The 15,065-nt window shown below is 68.7% G+C and carries 14 protein-coding genes; 8 read left to right on the top strand and 6 right to left on the bottom strand.

Features of this window, described 5'->3' with window-relative positions:
- On the bottom strand, positions 1-2,500 hold a 2,500-nt coding region (locus EII34_RS07925), incomplete at its 3' end, for a hypothetical protein (RefSeq protein ID WP_148092630.1).
- Positions 2,497-2,892, bottom strand: coding sequence for a DUF6507 family protein (locus EII34_RS07920; protein WP_124844610.1), 396 nt, complete (start codon positions 2,890-2,892; stop codon positions 2,497-2,499). The genes EII34_RS07925 and EII34_RS07920, both read right to left, overlap by 4 nt.
- A 225-nt stretch (positions 2,893-3,117) precedes the next feature.
- On the opposite strand from EII34_RS07920, the gene EII34_RS07915 reads away from it, so the two are divergent.
- The 3 genes from EII34_RS07915 to EII34_RS07905 are packed head-to-tail and all read left to right on the top strand — an operon-like array spanning position 3,118 to position 6,627.
- On the top strand, positions 3,118-4,209 hold the full coding sequence (locus EII34_RS07915; RefSeq protein ID WP_260425088.1) for a thiamine pyrophosphate-dependent dehydrogenase E1 component subunit alpha: 1,092 nt from the start codon (positions 3,118-3,120) through the stop codon (positions 4,207-4,209).
- Positions 4,209-5,186 carry an alpha-ketoacid dehydrogenase subunit beta gene (locus EII34_RS07910; protein WP_124844609.1) on the top strand — a complete coding sequence of 326 codons (978 nt, stop codon included), beginning with the start codon at positions 4,209-4,211 and terminating at the stop codon, positions 5,184-5,186. Before EII34_RS07915 ends, EII34_RS07910 begins: the two co-directional genes overlap by 1 nt.
- A 19-nt stretch (positions 5,187-5,205) precedes the next feature.
- Entirely contained in the window at positions 5,206-6,627 is a 1,422-nt protein-coding gene (locus EII34_RS07905) for a dihydrolipoamide acetyltransferase family protein (RefSeq protein ID WP_124844608.1), read from the top strand.
- A 110-nt stretch (positions 6,628-6,737) separates the two neighbouring features.
- Here EII34_RS07905 and EII34_RS07900 read toward each other — a convergent pair whose 3' ends face one another.
- Complete coding sequence (locus EII34_RS07900) at positions 6,738-7,520, bottom strand: DUF4282 domain-containing protein (protein ID WP_124844607.1); 783 nt, start codon at positions 7,518-7,520, stop codon at positions 6,738-6,740.
- Between the two features lie 67 nt (positions 7,521-7,587).
- Here EII34_RS07900 and alr point away from each other — a divergent pair, with 67 nt between their 5' ends.
- Complete coding sequence (alr, locus tag EII34_RS07895; protein WP_221620233.1) at positions 7,588-8,700, top strand: alanine racemase; 1,113 nt, start codon at positions 7,588-7,590, stop codon at positions 8,698-8,700.
- A 107-nt stretch (positions 8,701-8,807) separates the two neighbouring features.
- Here alr and EII34_RS07890 read toward each other — a convergent pair whose 3' ends face one another.
- A complete protein-coding gene (locus EII34_RS07890; RefSeq protein WP_124844605.1) occupies positions 8,808-9,488 on the bottom strand; it encodes an EcsC family protein in 681 nt (226 codons plus the stop codon).
- A gap of 54 nt (positions 9,489-9,542) precedes the next feature.
- Between EII34_RS07890 and aat the strand changes: the two genes are divergently transcribed.
- Complete coding sequence (gene aat, locus EII34_RS07885; protein ID WP_260425087.1) at positions 9,543-10,259, top strand: leucyl/phenylalanyl-tRNA--protein transferase; 717 nt, start codon at positions 9,543-9,545, stop codon at positions 10,257-10,259.
- Here aat and EII34_RS07880 read toward each other — a convergent pair.
- Positions 10,234-10,743, bottom strand: a complete 510-nt coding sequence (locus EII34_RS07880) for a hypothetical protein (protein ID WP_124844603.1) — start codon at positions 10,741-10,743, stop codon at positions 10,234-10,236. The two genes, aat and EII34_RS07880, sit on opposite strands and share 26 nt — an antisense overlap.
- A gap of 89 nt (positions 10,744-10,832) precedes the next feature.
- On the opposite strand from EII34_RS07880, the gene pheA reads away from it, so the two are divergent.
- Together pheA and serS are read left to right on the top strand one after the other, a co-directional pair.
- Complete coding sequence (pheA, locus tag EII34_RS07875) at positions 10,833-11,747, top strand: prephenate dehydratase (protein WP_124844602.1); 915 nt, start codon at positions 10,833-10,835, stop codon at positions 11,745-11,747.
- Positions 11,748-11,756: 9 nt separating this feature from the next.
- Positions 11,757-13,022 carry a serine--tRNA ligase gene (gene serS, locus EII34_RS07870; RefSeq protein WP_124844601.1) on the top strand — a complete coding sequence of 422 codons (1,266 nt, stop codon included), beginning with the start codon at positions 11,757-11,759 and terminating at the stop codon, positions 13,020-13,022.
- A 137-nt stretch (positions 13,023-13,159) separates the two neighbouring features.
- Here the strand turns inward: serS and EII34_RS07865 are convergent, their stop codons facing one another.
- A complete protein-coding gene (locus EII34_RS07865) occupies positions 13,160-14,185 on the bottom strand; it encodes an SPFH domain-containing protein (RefSeq protein ID WP_260425086.1) in 1,026 nt (341 codons plus the stop codon).
- 88 nt (positions 14,186-14,273) lie between these two features.
- On the opposite strand from EII34_RS07865, the gene EII34_RS07860 reads away from it, so the two are divergent.
- Entirely contained in the window at positions 14,274-15,062 is a 789-nt protein-coding gene (locus EII34_RS07860) for an HAD family hydrolase (RefSeq protein WP_124844600.1), read from the top strand.
- Positions 15,063-15,065: the final 3 nt, after the last annotated feature.

Genomic DNA, 15,065 nt, shown 5'->3' with positions numbered 1-15,065 from the left:
TGTTGCCGTCCCAGTGTAGCCGTACCTCTGGTCCGAGGTTGAATTCTCCGGTGCGGAGGGTGCCGTTGGTGCGGGTGTTGGTGTACTGGTAGCGGACGATGACCTCTCCGCGTTCGAGGGCTTTGAAGAAGCCTGGGTACTGTCCTGAGGTCTTGAGGCGCTTGAGGTCGCCCAGGAAGCGGCCGTTGGGGTTCTGGGCTTCGAGGATGGATGTGAGGTAGGGTAGTGAGCCTTGTTGTGCGCCGCCTCGGGTACCGAGTTGGGTCTTGCTGATGTTGCCGCCCTTGTTCTCCTGGAAGGTGATCTCGTAGCGTTTTGGCCGTGGGGTGTCTTTCCCGGCCTCTGGGGGCGTGATGTCCGGGCCGCTGATCCCGGTCTGGTCCAACTCGTCCCTCCCAGGAGAGACATGCGTATCGGGGGATTCCCCGGCGCGTCCGGAGATTACCTGACGCCCCTGCGACTCGAGATGCCTCTGGCCTCCATAGTCGCCTGCCCATTCTGAGATTTTACGTAGAAGGCTATCTTTTTCGGTTGTATGCCTAAGTATGTCTCGCTGGGTCTCGAGGTGGGCTTGTGTCGAAGGATCTAAATCTCCCTCATCAATTCTGTTTGTTAGCTCCTGTATCAGTTCTTTGTTTGTGAGGTTTTCGGCTTCTGGGATCCATCGTTTGACAGCTTGGGGGGTGCCTGCTGCTGCGTCGCGGGCTTTGGCTGCGGCGTCGCGGGCGGCGTCCCACGATTCGGTGAGCTGGTGTGCGTTGTCATAGATGTTGCTGAGTGGTTGGTCGGTGAGTTCTCCTTGCCAGGTGGCGGGGTGTGTGATCTCTCCCGGTGGTGGGGCGTAGGGGTTCTCGTTGAACTTCCCGCCCGGGTTGCGGAGGTTGTCCGGGTTGTCGGTGTCCCGGAAGGTGCCTTCTGGGTCGCTGGCGTAGTGGAGTCGGCCGTCGCCTCGGTCCTGGATGACGGGATCGCCCTTGTGGTCCACGGAGAGGTCGTTGCCGTAGCGGTCGGTCCGCCTCGGTGGTTCGGCGTCCGGGGTGTCGATGTCGATGGGTGGTGCGGCTCGTCTGGGCGTGGGTTGATCGAGGTCCGGGGTGTGATGGCCACCGCCGTGGTGATTGTGGGCCTGATTGAAGGTGGTGTGGTCGTTCCACGCCCCGCCTCCGCCACGTGTGTGTGCCCCGGCCGGGACGGTGTTGCGCCAGGGGTCGGTGAGGTTCTCCAGACCATGCTTGGCCTGGCTGGCCACGTGGCGCAGCCGTTCCTCCAAGGGGGTGATCACGTGGTCGACACCGAAACGCGTGACCCCTTGCCGGAAACGGTGCAGTGGTTGGGTGAGGGTGTCCACGGTCTTCGCGACGTGCTCGATCCCGGGGGCCAGGTGTGAGGGCAGGCCGCGGGGAACCCTGGCACCGCGAAGCAGGAGCTTGGACCCGGCACCCACCACACCGGCGCCCAGAATGGTCTCGGTCCAGGCCTGGACCGGATCCTCCTCATAGGCGTGCCAACCATTCTCCCCAGCGAGGTGGGCCTGGTGGTCCCACTTGATCATGTCGCCCCACAAGGTTGCGGCCTCATTGAGTTTCGCCGTGTACTCCGGATCCTCCTCACCGATCCTCTGAACCCCGAAACCCCGGATCACCACCTCGCCGGTCAGCCACCAGAAATGCCCGGTGGCATGCCACGTCTGCCCCATGGTGTCCAAGGAGAACCTGCCCTCCTGGTCCATCCCGAGGTGAGCCATGAATCCATAGAACCCACCCTTGATGACGTTTCCGGCGCCACGCATGATCGACTCACCAGCATGACGGGACGTGCGTTCGACCTTCGTGCCCCACGGATACTCCCCCAACTCGTGGAACCCCTCATCCAAACCCGGTGCCGGGGCCAGACAGGTCTCATGGTGAGAACCCAAACGACGGATCGCGTTCTCACAGCTCCGCGCGGCGTTGAGCACCTGCTCGAACAACTGGTTGTAACGGGCCAACAGCTCATTGTTGGTGTCCACCGCGTGCTGATGCCGTTTCCAGTGTGTCTTCTGCTGCCGCAGCGGCCCCTCGAACAACCCCATCTGGGCCAACTCCGCCGGATCATGATCAGCAGCATTCCGGCTGTCGTAGATGTTCCCGACAAGCTCCAGATACCCTTCCAGCGCCTCAGCACGGAACGCACGGGCCTCCTGCTCAACCTGCTCCAACGCGGGCTTGATCGCCCGCAACTCCTCGGCGAAGTCCCGGATCGCCTTCGCGGCCGCGACCAGGTCCGCACGGATCAACGCCGCAGGCCAGGTCGCACGCTTCATCACCCCGTAGACCATCTCCTCATCCGGTGAGCGGTACACCCCACGCAGCTCCTGCCACACCCCGTCAACCGCATGCACCTTGTCCGAGATGTTCGAGCCGACGGCCCAGATCTGGGAACCGGCCTCGAAGATCGCATCCGGATCCAACCCCTCGGCCCGGCACACGAAGGCATCAGGATCGATCAGCCCATCACTCACGACGACTCCCCGGTGGCCATCTTCTCGAAGAACGAGAAGTTCCCCGTCTCGGCCGCCCGCATCATCTCCTCCTCCACCTGCGACGCCTGCGTCGCACGCACCGAGGCGTCCATCTCGGTCTGCGCGTCCAGGTACGTGTTCGACGCCGCGGTCACCCCCACGATCCCGGCCGAGACATGGTTCACGATCGCCTTGAACTCCCCGAGCCGGGACTCCAGCACCAGCCCCAACGCCTCCGGAATCCCACCGGTCAACTCCGGGCACCATGACAACGCCGCCACCGGGGCGTCGAAACTCCCCGGGTCCAACGCCGTGCCCAACTCCTCCTGAGCCACCCTGGCGCGCTCCAGCACACCCTGCACCCCAGCAGGATCAATCTGCCACTGTGTCATCCTCAGGACCCCTCTCGCCGCGAAGCCGTGACCCCGACACCCTAAACGTGAACCACCACCCCCACCCAGTGCGACGACCAAAAGGATGACGCCGAGGCGCCCCGGGTGGGCGCTGGGATGGTGGAATCCCACAAAAGAGAGCCGGGATGTTGTGGGGCGCCCACCCCCGGCGTCAACCTACGGGAGCGTAGGCTACGGAAGCGTAGGTTTGTGATGGGAGGCCGAATGACCGAAGCGGCGATGTCCACCGAGATGGTGCAGCTGCTCACCCCCGAGGGCGAGCGACGCGAGCACGACGAGTTCACCTTCGAACGCCCCGACGAGGACCTGCCCGCCTGGCTGCGGGACATGGTGCTGGCCAGACGTTTCGACACCGAGGCGACCGCCCTGCAACGCCACGGCGAACTGGGCCTCTGGCCCCCGGTTCTCGGCCAGGAAGCCGCCCAGGTGGGATCGGCCCACGCCCTCGGCGACCTCGACGTCGTCTTCCCCACCTACCGGGAACACGCCGTCTTCCTCACCCTGGGGCTTCCCTTCCAGCAACTCCTCGCCCTGTTCCGCGGCTCCGACGCCGGGGCCTGGGACCACCTCGACCGGTTCCGCAACTACCAGATCATCATCGGCTCCCAGACCCTCCACGCCACCGGCTACGCCATGGGGCTCCAGCTCGACGGTCTCGTCGGCAACCAGGACGGCCCCAACGCCGCGACCATCGCCTACCACGGCGACGGCGCCAGCTCCCAGGGCGACGTCAACGAGGCTTACGTCTTCGCCGCCAGCTACAACGCCCCTGTCGTGTTCTTCTGCCAGAACAACCAGTGGGCCATCTCCGAACCCATCGCCCTGCAGTCCCGCATCCCCCTCTACCAGCGTGCCCACGGCTTCGGCTTCCCCGGCGTCCGCGTCGACGGCAACGACGTGCTCGCCGTCCACGCCGTCACCCGCTGGGCCCTGGAGCGTGCCCACCGAGGGGAGGGCCCCACCTTCATCGAGGCCTTCACCTACCGCATGGGCGCCCACACCACCTCCGACGACCCCACCAAGTACCGGGCCGACGAGGAGACCCGCAGCTGGGCGGGACGCGACCCCATCACCCGGCTGACCACCCACCTGCGCACCGCAGGACTCATCGACGACGCCTGGCTGGCCGGACTCGACGAGGAGGCCCGCCAGTTCGGGGCCGACATCCGCGCCGCCATCCCGACGTTGCGGGACCTGACCATGGACGAACTCTTCGACAACGTCCACGCCGAGAACACCGTCGCGCTGGAGGCACAGCGCCGAGAACACGCCGCTTGGGCGGCCGAGGAGGAGTAATGAGCCAGCAACTGAGCTTGGCGAGGGCCATCAACGCAGGACTGCGCCGCGCCCTCCAGGCCGACCCCAAGGTGCTGCTGGCCGGGGAGGACATCGGCCAGCTCGGCGGGGTGTTCCGCGTCACCGAAGGCCTCCAGGCTGAATTCGGCCCCAACCGCGTCATCGACTCCCCGCTGGCCGAGTCCGGCATCGTCGGCACCGCCGTCGGCCTGGCGATGCGCGGCTACCGCCCCGTCGTCGAGATCCAGTTCGACGGCTTCGTCTTCCCCGCCTTCGACCAGATCGTCACCCAGGTGGCGAAACTCCACGCCCGAACCGCCGGCAGACAACCCGTGCCCATGGTGATCCGCATCCCCTACGGCGGTGGCATCGGTGCCGTCGAGCACCACTCCGAATCCCCCGAGGCCTACTTCTGCCACACCCCCGGGCTGAAGGTGGTCTCACCCGCCACCCCGCACGACGGCTACTGGATGATCCAACAGGCCATCGCCAGCCCCGACCCGGTGATCTTCCTCGAACCGAAACGTCGCTACCACACCAAGGGCACCGTCGCCGCCGAACGCCGTCCCGCACCCCTCCACCAGGCGGAGGTGGTGCGCTCCGGCCAGGACGTCACGCTGCTGGCGTGGGGACCGATGGTGCGCACCTGCCTCGACGCGGCCGCCGTCGCGGAGCAGGAGGGCACCAGCCTGGAGGTGGTGGACCTGCGCACCCTCGCCCCCGTCGACTGGGTGAGCCTCACCGCCTCCGTACGACGCACCCGCCGCGCCGTCGTCGTGCACGAGGCCCCCCGCACCCTGGGGCTGGGCGCCGAGATCGCGGCCCGCCTCCACGAGGACCTCTTCTACCAGATGGAGGCCCCCGTGAAGCGGGTCACCGGCTACGACATGCCCTACCCGCCCGCCCGGGTCGAGCAGGAATTCCTGCCCGGCATCGACCGCATCCTCGACGCCGTCGACCAGTCCCTGCAGTACTAGAGAACACCAAGGAGCCCCGATGAAACGCACCTTCCTGCTCCCCGACCCCGGCGAGGGCCTCACCGAGGCCGAGATCGTCGCCTGGCGGGTCACCGTCGGCCAGGTGATCGAGGTCAACGACGTGCTGGTCGAGATCGAGACCGCGAAATCCCTCGTGGAGCTGCCCTCACCCTGGGCCGGGACCATCACGGCGCTGCTCGTGGCCGAGGGCACCACCGTGGAGGTGGGTTCCGGCATCGTCGAGATCGACGACGGCACCGAGGCCACCCTGGTGGGCTACGGCCCCGCCGAGGAGACCCCACGCCGTCGACGTCGCTCCTCCGCGCCCAGCCGGGACACCACCCGGCTCCGTGAGGCCGTCGAGGCAGCCTACGAACCCCGGGAACCCTCCCGGCGCGCCGACGACGTGGCCCCGGCCGAACCGGTGGTGGCCGAACCCGTCGGCGAACCACTGCCCGAGGCCGGGGAGGCCCCCGTCGAGTCCAGCCTGGTCCTGGCCAGCGACCCCGACGGGGTGCGGGCGAAACCCCCCGTGAGGCAGTTCGCGAAGGACCTGGGGGTGGACCTGCGCACCGTCGTCGGCACCGGGATCGGCGGCACCGTCACGCGCGAGGACGTCAAGGCGGCCTGGGCGTTCCAGCAGGAACCCGCCACCGGCACCGTGCTCAACGACGCCGCGAGCAACGGCCCCACCGGGCCGAGCGACCTCGGGGGACGTCGCCCCAGGGGCAGGGGGGAGCGCCGCGTCCCCATCAAGGGGGTGCGGAAGGTCACGGCGGAGGCGATGGTGCGTTCGGTGAACACCCACGTCCACGTCACCGAGTGGATCACCGTCGACGTCACCGGCACGATGGACTTCGTCGAGACCCTCAAGACGCGCCGCGAATTCGCGGGACTGCGCATCTCGCCGCTGCTCATCTACGCCAAGGCCATCTGCCTGGCGCTCGGCCGCAACCCCGAGCTCAACACCTCGTGGGACGACGACGCGCAGGAGATCGTCTTCCACGGCGACGTGAACCTCGGCATCGCCGCCGCCACACCGCGTGGCCTCATGGTGCCGAACATCAAGGCCGCGCAGGAACTGAGCCTGCTGGAGCTGTGCCGGGCGATCAACCAGCTCGTCGCGGTCTCCCGGGAGGGCAGGCTGCAGCCCGCCGACTACTCGGGTGGCACCTTCACCATCACCAACGTCGGGGTCTTCGGCATCGACGGCGGCACCCCGATCATCAACGGCGACGAGTCGGCCATCTTCTGCATGGGGGCCATCCAGCGTCGCCCCTGGGTGGTCGTCGAGGGCGGGAGGGAACAGGTGGTGCCGCGCTGGGTGACCACCTTGTCCATCGCCTTCGACCACCGGATCATCGACGGCGAGCAGGGCTCCCGCTTCCTCCACGACGTGGCGGAGATCCTGGCCGAACCGGCCCTGGCGCTGCTGTTCTGACCCTGTTGACCGGTCCCTGCGCGGATCGCGGGAAAGGACACCAGGGCGTCGGTGAGCACGGACAAGGCCCCGAGATCATCTCGGGGCCTTGCCGGGTCGGGGTCAGCGGGTCAGGACTGGTCGTCCTTGTCGGCGATCTTCACCAGCGCCACGACACCTTCGATGACGACACGCCAGACGATGGCCCACAGCACGAACTGCGCCAGGGCGACGAACAGGCCGGAGACGATGCTCGTCCCGGTCGCGTAGGGGCTGAACACCCCGATGATCCTGAACAGGGCCTCGACGGCCAGCACGATCAGGATGATCATGTAGGCCACGCCCGGGGCGGCCTTGGCCACCTTCTGGCTGAACTTGAAGTCGAACAGGGCCGAGAACAGGTTCGGCTGGGCCTGGGCGGGCTGGCCACCCCACTGCTGCTGCGGGGCACCGTAGGCGGCCTGCTGCCCCCACTGCTGCTGCGGGGCCTGCTGGGCGTTCCAGTCCTGCTGCTGGGCAGGCTGGCCCCAGGCCTGGGCGGGCTGCTCAGGAGCGGCCGCGGCGGGCGGGGCACCGGTCCAGGTGGTCTGCTCGGTGGCGGGCACGGACTGGTCGAGGCTCCACTCGCTGGAGGCGCTCTGCGGGGAGGCGGCCTGGGAGGCCGACTGCTGGCTCTGCCCGGCGGAGATCGTGGTCCAGTCGTCGGAGGTTGGCTGATGGGTGGCGGGCTGGGCGCTCCAGTCCTGCTGCTGGGCGGGCTGGGCACTCCAGTCCTGGGAGGACTGACCCCAGTCGTGCTGCTGGGGCTGCTGGGCGTTCCAATCCTGGGCCGGCTGGGCGCCCCATTCCTGGGGGTTGTTGTGCTGGGGCTGGGCGTTCCAATCCTGGGCGCCGTTCCACTGGTTGTTGGACATGGGTCACATTCTGCCATCTGTGGCAGTCCAGTCTCGAACCTCCGTGAAGTGCGCAAGGATGGGAGGCATGACAGTGACCACCCTTCGCGTCTTCCTGGAAGCCATCGATGCCAACCTCTCCCTGGCGCGGCGACTCAACCCGGGCCGGGCCGTCATGTTGGCGGTCAAGGCCAACGCCTACGGCCACGGGATCGTCGAGGTGTCCCGACACGTGGAACGACGCGGCACCGCCGACTGGCTGGGGGTCGCGCAGGTCGGGGAGGGGGAGCAGCTGCGGGCCGCCGGGGTGGGCCTGCCCATCCTGAAACTCTCCCCGACACTTCCCGAGGAACTGGCCGGGGCGGTGGCGGCAGGGCTCACCCTCACCGTCGCCTCGGAAACAGGGGCGAGGCAGCTGGCGGAGGTGGCACGGGATGCCGGAACCCCTGCTCAGGTGCACCTCAAGGTGGACACCGGGATGCGTCGGGTGGGGGCGGAACCCGATGCTGCGGTGCACCTGGCCCGCGTCGTCACGGAGTCCCCGCACCTGGTGCTGGACGGGATCTTCACCCACCTGCCGATCTCCGACTCCCCGGCCGGGGAGGACTTCACCCGGGCCCAGCTGCAGCGGTTCCTGGCGGTCGCGGCGGAGGTGCAGGAAGCGGTCGGGCCGGTGCCGTGGATCCATGCCGCGAACTCCGGTGCGGTGCTGGGGCACGACGTCGCGGGCACCAACCTGATCCGTCCCGGGATCATGGCCTACGGGTGCCGCTCCGACGGGTCGACGGCGTGGGAGGGGCTCACCCCTGCCGCGCGGTGGACGACCCGTCTGACATTCCTCAAACGTGTCTCAGCAGGTGAGACGGTGGGGTACGGACGGACCTGGACCGCCCCCCGCGACACCTGGATCGGCACCGTCCCCGTCGGCTACGGCGACGGCTACTCCCGGCTGCTGAGCAACCGGGGCCGGATGCTGGTGGGGGGACGCTCCTGCCCCATCGCCGGGCGGGTCTGCATGGACCAGACCATGATCGACCTCGGCCCGGAGACCCCGGAAGTGGAGATCGGCGACGAGGTGGTGCTGCTGGGCGAGCAGGGAGACGAGCGGATCACCGTCGAGGAGATCGCGGACCTCATGGGGACCATCACCTACGAGACGATGTGCCTCATCACCGCGCGGGTGCCTCGCAGCCACGGCTGACCGGTACCTCACGCCGCCGCAGCCCGAGCCGTGACGGGAAGCAGCCGTCGAGACCGCTGGCATCCGGTGCCGGAACCCGCCCCTCCGTCAGGCCACGGGAGGCCTCGTCACTCCACGACCTCCGCGTAGGGTGCGATCCGGGGACGACGTGAGACGAACTCCCGCATCGCGTGCCGCACGATGGCATTGGTGGACCAGCCGTCGACCACGGCCCCGACCCCGCCCCCGACGAACGGGATCCGCTTGCCCAGGAACACCCCCAGCCGTTTCCCGCTCACCTGGTTCATCGCATTCTCGAACAGGGCCCGCGAGACCCGCTCATCCAGCCCCGCGTCGAAGGCCGGTGCCGTCGCGACGGCGGCGGGCGAGCTGGGCAGGTCGCCCGAGTGGATCAACCGCTCGGCGGCACGCGGCCCCAGCATCACCATGAGGATCGCGGTGCGCACACGTGGATCGGCCAGCTCGTAGCCGCGCAGGTGAGCGATCGCGGCAACGGCACGAGCCTGCACGAACAGGCTGGCGGCGAGGTTGGCGGGGATGGTGACGAAGGCCAGCAGGAATCCACCCCAGTTCGTGGCGAAACCCTGACCCCCGGCCATGACGATGTGCTGGTTGGCCACCCAGGCGACGGCGGCCTCCGGGTCCCGGACCCGCTCCAGGGCGCTCCTGGCCGCCTTCCTCGCACCCGGCAACCGGCCGCGCCCCTCGATGGCGATCTCCAGCACCTGATGGAAGGCATCCGCCGTCAGCCCCTCCGCCACGGCCACCGCATCCTTGTTCCCGCTCACCCCTCCAGAGTGGCACACCGGCGCCCGATACCCAATGCCTGCGACACTGGGAACGTGCTCGACAGCGTCTTCGGATCCCCGCGCAGCTGGCCCCGGGCCGACCTCATCGGCTACACCGACGAGTTCGATCCCCGACTGGCCCTCGCCGCCTACTGCAGCGGCGTGTTCCCGATGCCCCTCGATCAGCGGATGGGCTGGTGGTCGCCCATGTCCCGGGCCGTGCTGCCCCTCGACGCCCTGCGCGTCACCCGCTCCCTGCGCAGGTCAGCCGCTCGCCACACCACCACCGTGGACCGGGCCTTCGACCGGGTGCTGGGCTCCTGCGCCGACCCGAGACGCCCGGGCGGCTGGATCGACGAACGCATCACCGCCGTCTACACCACCCTCCACCACATGGGTTTCGCGCACAGCGTCGAGACCTGGGACGACCAGGGTCGGCTCGTCGGGGGCCTCTACGGCATCCTCATCGCCGGTCTGTTCGCCGGGGAGTCGATGTTCCACCACCCCGAGCTCGGGCGGGACGCCTCGAAGGTGGCGCTGATGCGGCTCGTCGCCGATCTCCGCCACGCAGGTGTCACCCTCCTCGACGTGCAGTGGCAGACCCCGCACCTGGCCTCACTCGGGGTGGTGGAGTGGCCACGCGAGATCTACCTGCAACGTCTCGTCGGTGCCCTGAACCGGGACCACGGCACGCTGTGGCAGGGGGAACCGCCACGCCTGAGTGGTCGTGACCTGGTCCGCAGGCTCAGCCCCGACCCTCCAGCTGGGTGAGGATCTCGGACTGACGACGGTTGGCCTCCGCCCAGGAACGGCGCGCCTCCTGCCAGGCCTCACGGGCCTCCGGGGCCCACTGCGGCATGGACTCCACCAGCTCGGTGTTCAGGCTGCTCAACAGCGAGTTGAGCTCGGCGTTCGCCCCGGCCAGCTCCGATGCGCCGTCGGGCAGCCCGGCCGGGAAGTCGGGACTGGGTGGTGGATCGGACTCCAGCTCCATCTCGACGACGACACGTGGCTGCCCCTGCCCGGTGAGGGAGGAGTGCACCAGGTCGAGCCCCTGTTTCACCCGTTCGATCTGGGAGTCGAAGTGACTGTAGTCACGTTGGAAGGCGACGAATCGGTTCCCGTCCAGGACCGTCGCCAACCGCGGGAGGTCGTCCTGGAGCCGCCTCTGCAGCTCGTGGATCTGCTGGTGGCTGGCTTCCACCTGTCCCGCGGCACGGATCATCGCCCCCTGATCCGCCTGCTCCACTGCCATGGTCCTCTTCCTTGTCTGTCTTGAGTGAACCCCCTCCATGCCGACCTTATGACGGACACGGGTCATCCGGTAGTCGATACGCTGAAGCGGTGATCGGCTATTTCGGTCCCGCAGGGACTTTCACCCATCAGGCCCTCCTCGCCATCAGCGACGAGGAGGCCATCCCGTTCGTCAGTGTCGGGGAGGCGCTCGACGCGGTCCGCGAGGGACACGTGGCCGAGGCGGTGGTCCCCATCGAGAACTCCGTCGAGGGTGGGGTCTCCGCCACGCTCGACAAGCTCGTCGACGGTGATCCGCTGGTGATCCGGGCCGAGGTGGTGATCCCCGTCGAGTTCGGGCTCTACGTGCGGCCCGGCACCACACTGGACCAGGTCCGGGCCGTCCTCACCCACGGCCATGCCGCCGCACAGTGCCGCGACTGGTTGGCCACGATGATCCCCGAGGCCCACGTCACCGAGGCCGGGTCGACGGCGGGCGCCGCCCAGGAGGTCGCGGATCCCACCTCGCGCCACGACGCGGCGATCTGCGCGCGCGTGGCCGGGCAGCTGTACGGGCTGCAGGAGCTGGCCCACTCCATCGAGGACAACCCGGGGGCGGTGACCCGCTTCATCGTCGTCTCCCGGCCCGGCGCACTCCCGGAGCGCACCGGGGCCGACAAGACCACCCTGGTGGCCTACATGCAGGAGGACCACCCCGGTGCGCTGCTGGAGATCCTGCAGCAGTTCGCGGTGCGCGGGGTCAACCTGTGCCGCATCGAGTCGCGCCCGACGAAGACCCTGCTCGGCAGCTACTGCTTCGCCATCGACGCCGAGGGACATCTCGCGGACCGTCGGCTGGCCGAGGCGATGCTCGGGCTGCACCGGATCTGTCGCGAGGTGGTGTTCCTCGGCTCCTACCCCAGGGCCGACGAGCAGCCGTCGACGGTGCGGCGCGGATTCGACGACGAGGCCTTCGAGGAGGCCAGCCGCTGGTTGGAGGTGCTCCGTCGGGAGCCCGAAGCGTAGGCTGGTGCCATGATCGACCCGAAGTTCATCCGCAGCAATCCCGATGCCGTGCGTGCCTCGCAGGCCGCGCGTGGTGAGTCCGTGGCCATCGTCGACGAGATCCTCGCCGCCGACGAGTCGCGTCGCTCCGGGATCGCCCGGTACGAGCAGCTGCGGGCCGAGCAGAACGCGTTGGGCAAGCAGGTCGCGAGGGCACAGGGCGACGAGAAGACCCGGCTGCTGACCCGCACCAAGGAGCTCTCGGGCGAGGTGAAGGCGGCGAAGGAGGCCGAGGCCCTGGCGGCGGCCCGTTTCGACGAGCTGGTGATGCAGCTCGGCAACCTCGTCCTCGACGGGGTGCCGCACGGCGGTGAGGACGACGGCGTGGTGCTCGAGACCGTCGGGACCCCTCGGGACTTCGCGGCGGAGGGTTTCACACCGAGGGATCACCTGGAACTGGGTGAGGCGCTCGGGGCCATCGACATGGAGCGAGGGGCCAAGATCTCCGGCTCCAGGTTCTACGTGCTGACCGGGGTGGGGGCGCAGCTGGAGGTGGCGCTGCTCAACCTCGCGATGTCGAAGGCCGCGGAGTGGGGCTTCACCCCGATGATCCCGCCGGCCCTGGTCAAGCCGCAGGCGATGGCCGGCACCGGTTTCCTCGGCCAGGCCGAGAGGGACGTCTACCACCTGCCCGACGACGACCTGTACCTGGTCGGTACCTCCGAGGTGGCGCTGGCCGCCTACCACAGCGACGAGATCCTCGACGCGGAGACGCTGCCGCGCCGTTACGTCGCGTTCTCGCCGTGCTTCCGTCGTGAGGCCGGGTCCTACGGCAAGGACACCCGCGGCATCTTCCGGGTCCACTGGTTCGACAAGGTGGAGATGTTCGTCCACTGCCGCCCGGAGGAGGCCGTCGCCTGGCATGACAGACTGCTGGCCTTCGAGAAGGACTTCCTCACCGCGTTGGAGATCCCGTTCCAGGTGCTCGACGTCGCCTCCGGGGACCTCGGGCTGTCGGCGGCCCGCAAGTACGACTGCTACGCGTGGTTGCCGACGCAGCAGCGGTACCGCGAGGTGACCTCCACCTCGAACTGCACCCAGTTCCAGGCGCGGCGGCTGGGCATCCGGTACCGCACCGAGGGCGGCACGGAGCACGTCGCGACGCTCAACGGCACGCTGTGCGCCATGACCCGCATCATCATCATGCTGCTGGAGAATCATCAGCAGGCCGACGGCTCCGTCCGGGTCCCCGAGGCGTTGCGCCCCTTCCTGGGAGGCGTGGACGCGCTCCGCTGAGCCCTGCGGACCGGAATCGCCGGGGGCGACGTCCCGACGAAGGGGCCGTGGGTCCTGGGGAACGCCTGGGCGACAGCGGACAGGAAGGTCCCGCACCGTCGACCGGTGACGGTGCGGGACCTTCCCGGTGGCGGGGTTCAGTGCTGCATCAACCCGGTGTTGACCACCGGGGTGGCCCGGGAGTCGCCACACAGCACCACGAGCAGGTTCGAGACCATCGTGGCGCGGTGCTCCGGGGTGAGTGAGACGATCTCGGAGCTCTCCAGCTTCCCCAGGGCATCCTCGACCATCGAGACCGCGCCCTCGACGATCTTCTCGCGGGCCGCGATGATGGCGCTGGCCTGCTGGCGCTGCAGCATCGCCTGGGCGATCTCGGAGGCGTAGGCCAGCGACGAGATACGGGTCTCGATGACCTCCAGCCCGGCCAGGCCGATGCGTGCCGCGACCTCGGCGGCCATCTCGGAGGCGATCACCTCGGTGTCGCCCCGAAGGGTCACCTCCACCGCGTCGTTGTCATACGGGTGACTCATCGCGATGTGGCGCAGCGCGGCCTCCGCCTGGACCCGGATGAAGTACTCGTGCCCCTCGACGGCGTAGATGGCCTTGGCCGTGTCCGCCACCTGCCACACCACGATGGCCGCGATGTTGATGGGGTTGCCGTCGGCGTCGTTGACCTTCAGCTCGTTGGTCTCGAAGTTGTGGACCTTGACCGAGATCCGACGCTTCGTCGTGAACGGCGTGACGAACCACAGCCCGGGCTTCTTGATGGTGCCGATGTAGGATCCGAGGAACTCCAGCACCTTCGCCTCACCGGGGCTGATCAGCACCAGCCCCGTGCTGAGCACCAGGAAACCCAGGGCCGCCGCACCCATGCCGAAGATGCCGAGGTTGAGTGGGAAGTCGAGCCCGGAGGTGGGGCCGATCGGCAGGACCTGGGACAGCAGCATGGCCAGCCCGAGCGCCACGGCCGCGATGAGCGGTATGGCCAGCAGGCCCGGGAACGCGAAGGTGGACTTCTCCTGCACCCGCACCCGGCTCCCGGTGATCCCCACCGGGTTGCCCGTGATGCGTGGCGGCTGTCCCGTCGGCGCGGCCGGGTACGGCATCTGCGGAGGTTGTTGGATGCCCCGTTGGGGGACATTGGGGTACTGCGGGGTGGACATCGGTATCTCCTTCCGAGGATGACTCTAGTATTTGGGGAGGCGAGACCCTGCCGCGGTGGGAACCCACGAACAGCCAGGAGAAGCGACGATGACCTTTCACCCCCGCCTGGTGGCCCTCGACATCGACGGCACCCTGGTGGATGCCGACGGGCAGCTGCCCGACGCCGTTCGCGACGCCGTGCGCCGCATCGTCGCGGCCGATGTTCCCGTGGTGCTCGCCACCGGACGGTCCTGGATCTCCACCGAGCGGGTCGTGGCCCAGCTGGGGCTGCCGCCCGGGGTGGCGATCTGCGCCAACGGGGCACAGATCCTCGCCCACCCGTCCGGGAGGGTCCTGCACGAGGAACTCTTCGACCCGGCCGACACCATCGCCAAGGTGGCGCGTCTGGCACCCCAGGTCGCGATCGCCGTGCCGGACCGTGCCCACTGGCGGGTCTCCAAGGGGTTCCCGCCCGGCGAGCTGAGCGGCGAGGAGGTGGTCATCGAACCACTGGAGGACCTGGCCTCGCGCCCCGTCACCCGTGTCGTGATCTGCGACCCCGACAGCTCCGACGAGATGTTCGTGGAGATGGCGGAGTCGCTCGGGCTGCACGAGGTGTCCTACTTCGTGGGCTGGTCCGCCTGGATGGACATCTCCCCGCTCGGGGTCGACAAGGCCAACGCCCTGGCCCGCGTCGCGGCGGACCTCGGGGTGGTGGCGGATGACGTGCTGGCCATCGGGGACGGCCGCAATGACGTCGAGATGCTGACCTGGGCGGGACGGGGTGTCGCGATGGGCAATGCCCCTGACGAGGTGAAGGCGGTGGCCGACCATGTCGCCGCCGACTTCTCGGCCGGCGGCACCGTGATCGAGCTCGACCGCTGGTTCCCGGGCTGAGCC

Origin of the sequence: Arachnia propionica (assembly GCF_003859805.1) — a bacterium.
GTDB classification, from domain to species: Bacteria; Actinomycetota; Actinomycetes; order Propionibacteriales; family Propionibacteriaceae; genus Arachnia; species Arachnia propionica_C.
This window is presented reverse-complemented; position numbering and strand designations above follow the sequence as displayed.

Bases quoted from the DNA above. Each gene is read 5' to 3' on its own strand.
- EII34_RS07910 (WP_124844609.1), top strand. From the start codon at position 4,209: ATGAGCCAGCAACTGAGCTTGGCGAGGGCCATCAACGCAGGACTGCGC.
- EII34_RS07905 (WP_124844608.1), top strand. From the start codon at position 5,206: ATGAAACGCACCTTCCTGCTCCCCGACCCCGGCGAGGGCCTCACCGAG.
- EII34_RS07865 (WP_260425086.1), bottom strand. From the start codon at position 14,185: ATGTCCACCCCGCAGTACCCCAATGTCCCCCAACGGGGCATCCAACAA.
- EII34_RS07920 (WP_124844610.1), bottom strand. From the start codon at position 2,892: ATGACACAGTGGCAGATTGATCCTGCTGGGGTGCAGGGTGTGCTGGAG.
- EII34_RS07860 (WP_124844600.1), top strand. From the start codon at position 14,274: ATGACCTTTCACCCCCGCCTGGTGGCCCTCGACATCGACGGCACCCTG.
- EII34_RS07880 (WP_124844603.1), bottom strand. From the start codon at position 10,743: ATGGCAGTGGAGCAGGCGGATCAGGGGGCGATGATCCGTGCCGCGGGA.
- alr (WP_221620233.1), top strand. From the start codon at position 7,588: ATGACAGTGACCACCCTTCGCGTCTTCCTGGAAGCCATCGATGCCAAC.
- EII34_RS07915 (WP_260425088.1), top strand. From the start codon at position 3,118: ATGACCGAAGCGGCGATGTCCACCGAGATGGTGCAGCTGCTCACCCCC.
- serS (WP_124844601.1), top strand. From the start codon at position 11,757: ATGATCGACCCGAAGTTCATCCGCAGCAATCCCGATGCCGTGCGTGCC.
- EII34_RS07900 (WP_124844607.1), bottom strand. From the start codon at position 7,520: ATGTCCAACAACCAGTGGAACGGCGCCCAGGATTGGAACGCCCAGCCC.